Origin of the sequence: Lysinibacillus sp. NPDC056185 (assembly GCF_047737915.1) — a bacterium.
Lineage (GTDB): Bacteria > Bacillota > Bacilli > Bacillales_A > Planococcaceae > Lysinibacillus.
In genome coordinates this window covers 118,652-132,157 of sequence record NZ_JBLLLQ010000005.1, presented here as the reverse complement: position 1 = coordinate 132,157, position 13,506 = coordinate 118,652, and the positions used below count along the sequence as shown (strand labels likewise).

The window sequence follows — 13,506 nt, the reverse complement described above, 5'->3', positions numbered from 1 at the left end:
TTTAAAGGAAAATGGGGCTAGCTCATAGCTAAACCCCACTCTAACCGCTTCATATCAACATTTACGAAGCCCGTATTATTTTACCCAACCCAAAATCATTTCTCTTAATAGCTTAGAAGCAATATTTGCGACTGACGTTTCACTTTCGTCGCAGAAAGCATTATGAGTGTTTTATTGCTTTATTTTACCCAACCCAAAATCATTTCTCTTAATAGTTTTGAAGCTGTATTCGCAGTCATTTCTGATGAGTCGTAGATTGGTGCTACTTCAACTAGATCAAAGCCCACTACATTGACGTTACTTGCAGCAATCGCATGGATTGACGCTAGTAATTCTTTTGATGTAATGCCTCCGCAATCTACTGTTCCTGTACCTGGTGCATGCGCTGGGTCAAGTACATCTATATCAATCGTAACGTAAACATTACGTCCCGCTAAAGACGGTAATACTTCTTTTAATGGTTCTAGCACTTCAAATTTTGAAATGTGCATGCCATTTTCCTTCGCCCATTCGAATTCTTCCTTCATACCTGAACGAATACCAAATGAATAGACATTTTTCGGTCCAATATGTTCAGCAATTTTGCGAATAGGTGTTGAGTGAGAAAGTGGCTCCCCTTCATATTCTACACGTAAGTCTGTATGTGCATCGAAGTGGATAATTGCTAGGTCATCATATTTTGCTGATACTGCTTTCATAACAGGCCACGATACTAAATGTTCGCCACCCATACCTACAGGAATCTTATCATCTGCTAAAAGCTTCTCGATATACTTTTCAATTTCATCTAGCGAGCGCTGAGCGTTACCGAATGGTAATGGTATATCACCCGCATCAAAATATTTCACTTCTTCTAGCTCGCGGTCTAAATATGGACTATATTCTTCTAGTCCAATAGATACTTCACGGATACGCTGCGGACCAAAACGTGAGCCCGGACGATAACTAACTGTCCAGTCCATTGGCATACCATAAATGACCGCCTGAGCATCCTCATATGTAGGATGACTTTTTATAAAAACATTTCCTGAATAAGCTTCATCAAATCTCATTACTCGACCTCCACTATATTAGAAATTACTAAATTCATTTTCACCACTAGAGTTGATATCCGTTCTGGGCGCTTTTCTGGGGCATCCATCTTCACCACTGCAATTCTAACAAAATGTCATTCAAATCCTTCGATGATGAACCTTTTATCATTACTCTATTAAGGACTTACAGGAATGTAATGAAACCTCTATCCTTGTATCCTCGTATACATTATTGGAATGTCTAGCAAAATTCGATTAAACTCTACAATGTGTTATTTTTTGTCGAACACTAGCATTTCAAACAGTACAAAAAAAGTATAGATGTTTTTGAATAAAGTGCAATAGTTTTTACCAATAATTTCGATTAAATATGAATGTTCAGACACATACTATACGCAAGTGTGAGAAAACGAGGTGAAGTCGGATGCAGAGAAAAAGCTATCAACGTAAACAAAAGCGTGTAAAGCGTACGCGTAAAGCACTTACCCTTTTTATCGCCTTTACATCTGCAATTGTAGTAGCATTTATAGCTTTACGCGTCTATGTTCAAGTGGCTGGTGCCCCACCTTTAACCGTACCTAAAGCCTCTATTTTCTTAGATGAAAATGAGAACCAAATTGGGGATCACTTTACGAATGAACGACGTTATTGGGTTGGGCGTGATGAGATGTCCCCCTATTTAGCAAAAGCAGTAGTCGCTGTTGAGGATAAAGATTTTTATAAGCATGGCGGTTTGGATTTTTCTCGTATCGCTGGTGCATTATTAGTGGACCTTAAGGCTGGGGGGAAGGTTCAAGGAGCAAGTACAATTACGCAACAATATGCTCGAAATCTATATCTTTCACATGAAAAATCTTGGACACGAAAATTAAATGAAGCACTGTATGCTTATAGATTAGAAGTTTTTTATAATAAGGATGAAATATTGGAAGGCTACTTAAATACTGTTTACTACGGACATGGGATGTACGGCGTAGAAGCAGCTAGTCGATTTTATTTCGGAAAATCAGCAAAAGACTTAACATTAGCAGAAGCTGCAATGTTAACAGGAATTCCAAAAGGGCCAAGTATTTACTCCCCTATTGTCAATCTAGATAAAGCAACTAATCGCCAACACGTTATTTTAAAACTGATGGCCGATCAAGGTGCTATTACGCAAGATGAAAAAACACGTGCAGAAAGTGAAAAGCTTGTCTTAAAGAATGATAGCTGGGTAGCAGCAAAATCAGTAGCACCATTTTTCCTTGACGTAGCATGGCAAGAGGCTAGTGAAATTTTGAAAGCGAAAAATCTCGACATTAGTGAAGGTGGCTGGACTATCCAAACAACCCTTAATCTAGAACACCAAAAGGCAGCGGAAGAAGCTGTAGCCAAACATATGCCTAATGATGATCTCCAAACTGCTTTTGTAAGTATGAAATCCAAATCAGGCGCCGTTACAGCATTAGTTGGTGGTCGCGACTATGCTACAAGTTCATTTAACCGAGTTACACAGGCAAAACGTCAGCCAGGCTCAACCATTAAACCTATTTTATATGCGGCAGCTTTAGAGAATGGTTATACACCTTTAACCTATTTAAATGTAGGTGAGACAACTTTCACTTATGATCATGGACGTGCCACATATGCACCCAAAAATGTTAATGGCAAATTCGCAAACCATGATATGTCTATGGCCCAAGCTATCGCTATTTCAGATAATATATACGCTGTGAAAACTTTAGAGGAAATTGGATTTAAAGCATTTCATAATATGGCTAATCGCTTCAACGTGAATATCGGTACTAAGGACAATTTATCTATCGCGCTTGGAACGACTGAAACAACATTATATGAAATGACGAATGCTTATAATATTTTAGCATCGCAAGGTAAAAAAACTACGCCTACTACTATTGTTTCTATTAAAAATGCAAATGGCGATATCATCTATGAAAATAAAGAAGCTGATAAAGAAGATGAGACTGTTCTCTCAAAAGAAAATACGTATATCTTAACAGAAATGATGACGGGTATTTTCGATCCAGTCTTTAGTGATTATTCTCCTGCTACAGGGATTGGCATTCGCTCTCGCATGACGCATACGTATGCAGCCAAATCTGGCTCTACAAATAGCGATCAGTGGCTAATTGGATTTACACCTAGCTTAACTGCTGGCGTGTGGAACGGCTATGACCAAGGAAAAAATCTAACAGAAAGAGAAGATACTGCATCTACAAAGCAAATTTGGATCGACTTTATGGAGGCTGTCAATAAAGGAACAAAGAACGAAGATTTTGCAAAGCCTAAAGACGTTAAAGGTGCGGTCATCGATATTGAATCAGGTAAGTTAGCAACAGATGCCTGCCCGAAACAACGTCTCGTCTATATGGATGCTAAAGATGTACCAACTGAAAAATGTTCAAACTTCGATATTCTCGATACGAATACGTGGGGGAAATTCTGGAATATGCTTCCATTCTCCATTTTTAAAGATTAACATACGGAACCTTTATCAGAGATAGACGTTTTAATTAACGAAGTCTCTCGACAAAGTACAGACATATACGAAAAAGAAAAGCTTTCTCTTCCCCGGAGCCGTGTCCGTGGGAACAGAAAGCTTTTCTTATTTATGGTTCGCGAAGTAGATCAGCATCATGGGGCATTTGGCTTGGGTTTGGGTTGTTCAAATGCCGCATAGTGCTCATCACATTCGCAGAACCAAGTGTCCTAGCTTACTAAAATGTAAGCTCTGCATCAAGTTTACTTCGTTTCAAATCCACTTTCAACCTTATATCGAAGGCGATTGCAAAATGTCACAGATTGTTCAATCATTGCAGGTCTATTAAACAAATAAATCTTGACGCAATTGCTCCTCACTACGTGCCCACAAGTCCGGATTAAGCTCTTCTAGGAAAGAAGCTAACATCTTTTTAGATGGTGCATCCATATGTTCTACAATAATATGACGCTTCATTGATTTATCCATTTTATTCACATGATCAGCTAAAATTTTATAGCCACGACGTTTTTCACGATTAACTACCATTTCACACGCCGTCACACCTGCATAGTAAGGTCCATCCGCTTTATGGTCTATTGTCACCCAAACCAACCAATACGGTTTCCCACCTTCTGAATCAGCACGATCTGTCGTAAATTTAATACCTCGTTCCACATCACTGCGAGCATGCATAGCACCAATTTCAACTGATGCCGTCCCCTCTTCTATATCGATAATGACTGGCGATACGTTTTCAAGCGAAAGCGAACCGATACCAAATCCCTTATGTCCGTCTGTTGGGTCATTTTTAATAATAGTAAAGCCCATTTTTTGTTTTGCTTTTTCTTCATTTGCCATACTTTAACTACCTCCGTTCTGCTATTATAAAAGTAAAGCATAGTTAAGCGCATTAGCACCGTAATGAACACGACACTGACATTGCGCATATGCCTATATACAAGTAAGAAGTTTATACTTTCTTATAAACTAACTATACAACATTATTCAATAAAGGAGGCAATATTATGCCATACGTAACAGTGAAAATGCTTGAAGGTCGTACAGAGGAACAAAAACGCGCACTAGTAAAAGAAGTAACAGAAGCCGTTTCTCGTACAGTTAATGCGCCACCAGAAAATGTAACAGTCTTCATCGAAGAAATGTCTAAAAACCATTACGGTGTTGCAGGCGTGCGCTTCAGCGATAAATAAAGAGTAGGACGGGTAGAGCATAAAAAGCTCTACCCATTTTTAACGTATGGGTATCGTCGTTTTTCAGTTTTAACGGCGGAATATGGCCCATTAGCGGCGATATTTACTTTTTAGCGGCGGAACTTGACCTTTAGCGGTGTTATTTACCGTTTTAGCGGCGGAACTTGACCCTTTAGCGGCGATATTTACCGTTTTAGCGGCGGAACTTGACCCTTTAGCGACGATTCTCACTGTTTTAGCGGTGGAACAGGATCTGTTGTACCGACAACTCGTAATTTCAATACTAGGATGTGAACTATGAAATGAATAAATTTAAACTATCACTACTTATTTGTATGCTCATCGTTGGCCTCTTACTTATTTTTATTAACCCCATTCAAAATGCAATCATCGCTCATTTGAGTAAACAACTAAATACAACTGATTACAGTGCAGAAGATATTGAAAAAAACAATAATGCGGATGCCGATTTTGAATTTGAAGCAGTGCAATCTCTATCCATTGCGGAAGTTTTAAAAGCTCAAACAACCGCAAATAAAATGCCGGTCATTGGCAGTATCGCTGTCCCTAGTGTTGGTATGAAACTTCCTATCGTCAAAGGAGTTGGTAATGCATCTCTTGCCGTTGGAGCAGGCACTATGAAGCCTAATCAAAAACTCGGGCAAGGAAACTACGCATTAGCAGGTCATTACTTTGAGGAAAAAGATATTTTATTTGGCCCCTTATACAAAGCGAACATCGGAGATACGATTTATTTAACGGATTTAACGAATATTTATGAGTACAAAATAACGATCAAGGAAATCATCGCTGCAACGGATGTTTATGTTATTAATGACATCCTTGATAAAACTATTTTAACCCTCGTGACATGCGCTGATAGAGGTACGAAACGACTTGCCGTACAAGCAGATTTTGTCGAGCAATATCCATTCGACCAAGCACCTGCAAAACTATCAGAAACTTTTTAGCATAAGAAAAGCCCCAAGATTTTATCATCTTGGGGCTTTCTTATTGAAAATTATTTCACTTCTGTATTGCGACGGCGCAATAAGAATAATGCACCTAGAACGAGAGCCACACCAATTAGTGTAAGAGCTGTTTGGTTTGCTCCATTTGTTTGTGGCAGTTTACCTTGTGCCTTTAACTGCGCTTCCATTTCTTTAGCATCTGCTTTGATTTTGTCAATATCAAGAGATTTTGCTACTTCTTCCTGTTCCTCTTTAGATAACTTGTTGTATTTATCGAGGAAATCCTTATATGCATCTAAAGTGTCTTTATTTGCTGTAGAAGGATTGTATGGCTTTAAGTCTTTCCCTTGGTCAATGACTTCTTGTACAGATGGTTTTCCAGGTTTTGTTGTTTCAGGTTTTCCAGGATTCGTTGGATTTTTCGAATCTGTTGTTGGGTTACCTGGATTTTCTGGATCAACTGGTTTCTCTGGTTCTGGATTTGGTTTGTTTGGATCAACTGGTTTTTCCGGATCTGGATTTGGTTTGTTTGGATCAACCGGTTTCTCCGGATCTGGATTTGGTTTGTTTGGATCAACTGGTTTCTCTGGTTCTGGTTTTGGTTTGTTTGGATCAACTGGTTTTTCCGGTTCTGGATTTGGTCCCGGGCCTGGATTTGGACCTGGGCCTGGATTTGGACCTGGGCCTGGATTTGGACCTGGGCCTGGATTTGGACCTGGGCCTGGATTTGGACCTGGGCCTGGATCAGGGTTTGGTTTTACTAATGCAGAACATGTATCTTTTACAGTAAATGAGCCAATTAAACTACTTCCTTCATATACATAGTACGTTCCTTGTTTAATAGCTTCGTTTGGCAATACAACCGTTCCAGCAATACTTGTTGTTAGAACTTCACTGTTGTCTACACCCTTAACGATATTACCGTTAGCATCTTTTACTGTGATCTTTGCATTCGCATTAGGCGTTCCAAACTTAGTTTGTACAGTCAATGTAAACTCAGGACAAGCAGGTGCTGCTGATACTTCTGCTCCACATTTAACTGAATATTTAACTGTTATTTGACCAATGTATAGATCACCTTGATATACACTATACTCACCAGAAGGAATTTCTTTAGGCTCAATAGTAATTTGTCCTAATTCATTTGTCGTTTGGTTTGTAGCAATAATTGCACCTGTTTCATCTTTGATTGTGATATTGCTAACATTAGGACGTGGTTTACCATTTTCATCCTTCACTGTTAATGTGAATAGGTCACATTTTGGTGCTGGTTGAACAGTTGCTTCACAGTCTGTATCTACTGTAAACTCTTTAATTTTACCAGTTTCATCATAAACCATATATCTTCCTGGCTCTAGTTTAGGAATTGTTACTTTCCCTTTACTATTAGTTAACTCTTCAACTTCAATAGTTTTCTTTGTATCTACATTTTCAAGTGTAACTTTTACACCCTCACGAGGCTTACCATCTACATCATTTACAGTTAATGTAAACTCAGGACACGTAGGTGCTTGTTGTACTTCAGCTTCACAGCCATCTTTATAACTAATAGTCACTTCTTTAAGGAATTGCTTTCCTTCGTAAAGATAATACTTTCCTGCAGATGGAATTGGTTCTATTTTAATTATTCCATTGTCATCAGTTTTTGTTGTTATTTCTTTACCGTCTTTATCCTTTAATGTAACTGTTACATTTGGACGTGGTTTACCATTTTCGTCTTTTAGTGTAATTGTAAATACCGGACACGAATTTGTAGGCTGTAATATAGCTCCACATTCCTCGTCGTTACTATCTTTACCGTACTTCACGGTTACTTTTCCTTGTCCTAATGGTTCTCCATTACTATCTACTACTGTGTATTCACCAGCTTGGACAGATTTACGGTCAAATTTTAATTGTCCATTTAAGTCTAATGTACCTGAATGCTTCTCAACACCATTACTATCCAATAATTTAATTGCAGTGTCTTTAACTAGATTCCCGTCAATATCTTTTACAGTTATTGTGAATAGTGGACATGCAGAGGATAAATCTATATCTTCAATATTTTCAATAACGTATGATTTTCCACCATCACTTATATCAATTCTTTCACTCATCGTAATTACAAAAGGTGAATTTTCAACATAACCTGTTGGTGTAATTTCTCTCAACGTATACTTACCATAACGAACTTCCTCAAAGATAATTGTTCCATCTTCATCCGTTATTCCGTCAGCAAGTTTGATTGTATTATTTTTATTCCATAACTCGAATTTAACATCTTCAAATTCTTCACGATCTCCTGTTAGAGGATTTACTTTGAATTTTTTCAATTGCAGTGTACCTTTAACTCCTGATGCGCTAGTATCTGATGAACTATATTTAAATTCTTTACTATCATTATCCTTTTCATTCGTACCTGCAGATGAAGCTCCACCATAATCGATTGATGCCTCATTTGAGACTGTTTCACCTTTGTTACCATCACCCATGAAGAATGTAGAGTATTTAATGATATAGCCTTTGCCATCTAAATTACCTAAATCAAGACTAAAGCCTCCATTCTCATTTAGCTTAATCTCACTTGGGTCAATAGATACTGCAGGACCTTGTGGTTGGGACACTCCATTAGCATTCAACTTAATTTCTTGCTTAGTAAAAGTATCAGTTAATACTTTTTGATTGCTAGATGGCTTATCTGTTAATGTAATATTTCCCAGTTTCGAATTCGAAGCATTCACAGTTATTTGCCAATTAATAATATCATTAGCAGGGTCAGTTTTTGCTGATTTTGTAATTAATTCATTTGCTTTTTCAGTAATCTGAGCTGTAACAGAGTAATCATAGCTTCCATCTTCAATTGTATTTAATGTTGCAGTATTCGTATAATCTCTTTTATTTCCTGAGCTTTGACCAAAGACATCATCCGAATCCTTTGATTTGTATTCTATTAAATACGCTTCATAATTTTCGGTATCTTTAAGATCTTTCAAATTAATTGTAAATCCTGTTACTTTCCCATCCGTCTTATGCTCCACGACTCCCCATTTGTCGGAAGATAATTCCTGATTCGGAATAAACTTTACTCCTTCTTCAGTCGTTAAATTTAGTTTTGAAATCGTAATTTGGTCTTTTAACTCTTTGCCTTCTGGAATTGGAATATAATGACCTTCCCCAAGTTTGTCTATAATTGTAGCTTTACTAATATCTTTTTTATTGATATTGATACCAATACTCCAAGAAAATTCTTGTGTGCTATTATCTACAGAAACTTTTTTATAACCATTTTTATTCGTCGGTGAAGTTGCATTTGGTTTATAACTGGAAGTATCCGATGCCTTATTATTAGAGCTATTAATACCATCCCAAATTGCATTTGCTGTATTGTGATAAGCTATTGCAACGCCACCATTTGGTTCAATTTCGTATTTTGTTTTATATTGAATAGTAATTACACTATCTTTAGGAATGTCGCTACTAAAATTCACCTTAAAGCCTTCATTACCTTCAGCTGGTGAATTACCATCTAAATCTGTGATGTTATACGTCAAACTTTCTGCACCAGTAACATCATAGAATTTGTTAGTCCCCCCCAAAGAAGTTAATGTATGCTTTAATTTTTTGTCATCTTTATTTTCTGTCGTAAAGCTGTCTGTTATTGTGAAATCTTTTAAATCTTTTTCAGCAGTAATTTTTAATGTCCATGTAATTGTTTTATTTACATAGTCAATTGTTTCAGCTTTACCACCAGATTTACTAAATATTGCAGAACCAAGATCTATCGAAGCCGTTTTTTCTTCATCTGTATCAACTCTTGTTACTGTATTAGTAATAGTACCTGCATTAGCATCTGTAACAAACTCATCTTCAAGCTCTGTCACGTATCTAATTTTAAATGCTGATGTAACTTTACCGTCTGCATTTACGTTAGACGCATGATTGAAGTCAATAGTAAAGCCATGGTCTTTTTCCACTTTTAAGCTATAATCCTTATCTTTTGAAAGAAGTTCTTCATTTTTTTCAGTTTGACCATCTGAATCTAATGTCACCCGATATACTTTAAAATTATTGTAGTCAATTTTATGTTTTCCTGTTGTATTCGAACTCGTAGTCATCAAATCGGTTAACTGCGCTTCACTAGCATCAATTTTTTGACCTAACCAGTTATACTTAATAGTCCATGTAGATTGGTATTTATCCCCATTCAGAGACTTTTCTAAACTTGGCCCATACTCTACAGTCTTGAATCCCTCTGCATTCTCCTTGATGTCTTTTCCTGTTAGTGTAGCTGTATTTTCATACTTCATTTTCGATTTTGTTGGGTCAGCAGTTACCTCAGTTTCATAAGTCACCTTATAAGCATAGTAACCGTCAGCTAAATTAACTGGAAATTCAGTTGTAGAACTATCTATATCCTCTAGTTTTCCCGGACTATTTTTGTCAAAACCATTCAAACCGATTTTGTATCGTTCTACAGTAATATTCCCTTTCAATTCATGCTTGCCATCCGTTGTGTCATTTAAAATAGCGCCACTTAAATACTCGCCACCTGTATTTACCCATACTGTCCACGGAATCGTTACTGTACCATCTGCAGCACGTGAAATTGTTCCTGCTTCTTTTGATAATAGTTGACCACTACCTTGTGGAGTAAATTTAATCGGCAACTTAACACTATCTTTTCCGATAATGGGAATATCCATTTCCTGTTCAAGATCATCTTCATTAGCGAAATTACCGAACTTTGCCATAAAGTTAAAATTAATTTGCCCAACTTGCTCTGCTTCAAGATCGCTATTCAGAGTTACCGTAACAGTTTTACTCCCACTATCATAGCTTGAAGTATACGCCGCCCAGTCACCAGTTTGCTCTAAAGTTCTTTCTTGATTAAACGAACCTGGATTAAACTCTTCAATCATATTTGCAGGCAATTGGAAGGTAAATGTAGAACCTATTCCATAATCTTGTTTTGGGTTTACATTAAATAAATAATTCAGATATACAGTATCACCTTTTTTAGGCTTAGGACCTGTATAACTTGCTAAATCGCCAGCATTATTAATTAGAACACCATTTGAATCAAAAAGGCGTAGGCCGGCGAATGACATTTCTATGTCACCTTGCATGCTAGCTGGTTTCATTTCTGAAGCTGGTTCTTCTGCTAGCTCATTATTTTCTAAATCTTTCTCTTCTGAAGCTTCTTCCTCAGTCGGTTCAGGTTTTGCTGAGTTACTATCTTCTCCGACATTTTCTGTTTCCTCTGTAGAAGTACTTGGGACTTCTGACTGTTCAGGTGTATCTACAGTGTTTTCTTCTTCTACAGTGTTTTCTTCTTCTACAGTCCCATCACTGGTACCATCGCCTTCATTGATAGGTGATCCGTCTTCTACTGAAGCTGGTTCTTCAGGAATTGTTGTTTCAGTTACTCCAGTATTTGAATCTATATCAATTGCAAACACTGATATCGGTGATAGTACTGTTTGGAATACGAGTAGCATTAAGATCATTGCTATGTTTAATTTTTTTAATTTCTTCATGTTTCTCTCCTTTTCTAAGTTCCGAGGGATACCTGTTGGTGTTTGCTGACGACGTTGCATCCTTTTTGTAATGGTATGCTACAAACATTGGTTGATCTCTCTTTCCTCCTATTCAGATGTCGTCATACATTCTATTAAGTACTCACTAGTAGGTATTCATGATGACTTATGTATGTTCGATGTACAATTCGAATGTATACATAGTACTTTTGTGACACCTTCAATAATAGGCCTCACCCCCCTTAGGGTTTTAGGCTCATTATAAAAGATGATACTAAACAATTTCTAAACAATCACGGACTTTCTATTTAAAAAATTCTAAAAAATTCTATATTATTTCCACTTTTTTCATCTTTATACACGACAAAAAAACAGTGAAAATAACTCAATTAGAGTACTTTCACTGTTTTTCACTATTTGTATGTTGGAATACTATTTAATTTAATTATTTTATATACATATTTTTATACATAAAAAAAATTTTTTAATTTTTCCCTTTTCCTTGAAGTAAGGCTAATATTTGCTTCTTAATATCGGAATGGGTACTGTTGTCTTCTAAGAAATCTAGAGGGAAATAGACTTTATGATCTCGCTTCATGCGACCAGAAATAGAATCAACAATAATAGATTCACGCGATAGCTCTCGTAGCTCTCCATTTTTCATTTCTAAGAAAATAGGAACACGCACTTCTTCCTCTCCAGGTCGATAAAAGTCATAAGGTAAATCTGCCGTCGTATCGTGGACAAGGTAATATTCTGGATTTAAATCAGCTTGCTTGAAGAGTTCTTGGAGTTTTTGATATTTATCTAGCTCTACACCTGGGTCTAAATCGATGTATTGAAATAACTTTCGATTAACAAAACGGCGGCTTAAGTCACTTAATATAGCATCTTCCTCTTGCATCCAAAGCTGAAAATATGTAAAAAGAATACTTTCATCTAATGCAAGATAGTCCTCAAGCGTAATTGAGTTGCGGAAAAACGCTAAAAAGTGTGTAGGCTCGTGCTTAAATTTGTAGCCTGCCAAGCTTAGTTGTTTAGCTCGTTTTAAAATATTATTTAAAACAACCTCTGCACTGCGAGATACTGGGTGGAAATAAATCTGTAAATACATTTGATAGCGGCTCATTATATAATCTTCTACCGCATGCATGCCCGTCGCCTTAATAACGACCTGATTTTTTCGTGGACGCATCACTCTTAAAATACGTTCCATATCAAAATGACCATAGCTTACGCCAGTGAAATAAGCATCACGCTGTAAGTAATCCATACGATCAGCGTCTATTTGGCTTGATATTAAACTGACGACCTGCTTATTCGGATATGTTTTTTCAATTACCTGTGATACTTTCTCTGGAAAATCAGCTGATACTTTTTTTAATACTGCATTCACTTCTGTATCGCCGAGCAAAATTTGTCTTGTATAAAATTCATGATCAAGCTCAAAGACATTTTCAAAAGCGTGTGAAAATGGCCCATGCCCTAAATCGTGTAATAGGGCTGCACAAAGCACAAGCAGTCGTTCATCCTCATCCCATTCAGGACGACCTGCAAATATATCATCTACTATGCGGCGTACAATTTCGTAAACGCCAAGCGAGTGACTAAAGCGGCTATGCTCCGCTCCATGGAATACTAAAAATGTTGTACCGAGCTGGCGAATTCGTCGTAATCGCTGAAATTCTTTCGTGCCAACTAGATCCCAAATCGCTTGATCCCGTACATGCACATAACGATGCACTGGATCCTTGAATACTTTTTCCTCTTGTAATTTAGCTTTTGCATAATGTGTCAATTGTACAGCACCCCCGTTTCCTATTTGTTCTATTATATGCGATAAATATAGGACTAGCATACATATTTCCTTTTAATTATAGAGACTATCAACCTAACTCGCTGTATTCTCGTCTTAATTTAGGATTCTATTGACCTAATTTCCATGCTCATCACCATAATGTGGGGTTGATTTCCGTTCCAACTGGGCGCTTTCCTGGGAGTCTTTCCGTCGCTTCGATGACTCTATCCGTCGCTTTGACTCTTCTTTCCGTCACCTCGATGACCTTCCGTCGCTCTGATGATTTTTTCCGTCACTCTAGCTCTTCTTTCCGTCACCTCGATGGCCTTCCGTCGCTCTGAAGATTTTATCCATCGCTTCAGTTCTTCTTTCCGTCGTTTCGATGATTCTTTCCGTCGCTTTGACTCTTCTTTCCGTCACCTCGATGACTTTCCGTCGCTCTGATGATTCTTTCCGTCGCTCTGGCTCTTCTTTCCGTCACCTCAATGACT

8 protein-coding genes are annotated in these 13,506 nt (G+C 37.4%); 4 read left to right on the top strand and 4 right to left on the bottom strand.

Annotated elements, in window-relative coordinates; all coding sequences use genetic code 11:
• Positions 1-179 precede the first annotated feature (179 nt).
• Positions 180-1,052, bottom strand: a complete 873-nt coding sequence (gene speB / locus ACMZ42_RS07295; protein ID WP_053484497.1) for an agmatinase — start codon at positions 1,050-1,052, stop codon at positions 180-182.
• A gap of 406 nt (positions 1,053-1,458) precedes the next feature.
• On the opposite strand from speB, the gene ACMZ42_RS07290 reads away from it, so the two are divergent.
• Positions 1,459-3,513: a transglycosylase domain-containing protein gene (locus ACMZ42_RS07290; RefSeq protein WP_415731024.1), complete on the top strand. Its 2,055-nt coding sequence runs from the start codon at positions 1,459-1,461 to the stop codon at positions 3,511-3,513.
• A 345-nt stretch (positions 3,514-3,858) separates the two neighbouring features.
• Here ACMZ42_RS07290 and ACMZ42_RS07285 read toward each other — a convergent pair whose 3' ends face one another.
• A complete protein-coding gene (locus ACMZ42_RS07285; RefSeq protein ID WP_400935916.1) occupies positions 3,859-4,374 on the bottom strand; it encodes a YwhD family protein in 516 nt (171 codons plus the stop codon).
• A 167-nt stretch (positions 4,375-4,541) separates the two neighbouring features.
• On the opposite strand from ACMZ42_RS07285, the gene ACMZ42_RS07280 reads away from it, so the two are divergent.
• Together ACMZ42_RS07280 and ACMZ42_RS07275 are read left to right on the top strand one after the other, a co-directional pair.
• The gene (locus ACMZ42_RS07280; RefSeq protein WP_053484500.1) at positions 4,542-4,727 is read left to right on the top strand and encodes a 2-hydroxymuconate tautomerase; all 186 of its coding nucleotides are present in this window, start codon (positions 4,542-4,544) and stop codon (positions 4,725-4,727) included.
• A gap of 302 nt (positions 4,728-5,029) precedes the next feature.
• Positions 5,030-5,698, top strand: coding sequence for a class A sortase (locus ACMZ42_RS07275; RefSeq protein WP_370083529.1), 669 nt, complete (start codon positions 5,030-5,032; stop codon positions 5,696-5,698).
• A 50-nt stretch (positions 5,699-5,748) separates the two neighbouring features.
• On the opposite strand, the gene ACMZ42_RS07270 is transcribed toward ACMZ42_RS07275, so the two are convergent.
• Positions 5,749-11,217, bottom strand: coding sequence for a collagen binding domain-containing protein (locus ACMZ42_RS07270; protein ID WP_415731023.1), 5,469 nt, complete (start codon positions 11,215-11,217; stop codon positions 5,749-5,751).
• A gap of 484 nt (positions 11,218-11,701) precedes the next feature.
• A complete protein-coding gene (locus tag ACMZ42_RS07265; protein ID WP_415731022.1) occupies positions 11,702-13,075 on the bottom strand; it encodes an HD domain-containing protein in 1,374 nt (457 codons plus the stop codon).
• A gap of 107 nt (positions 13,076-13,182) precedes the next feature.
• Between ACMZ42_RS07265 and ACMZ42_RS07260 the strand changes: the two genes are divergently transcribed.
• Positions 13,183-13,356, top strand: a complete 174-nt coding sequence (locus ACMZ42_RS07260) for a hypothetical protein (RefSeq protein WP_415731021.1) — start codon at positions 13,183-13,185, stop codon at positions 13,354-13,356.
• The last annotated feature ends 150 nt before the right edge of the window (positions 13,357-13,506 follow it).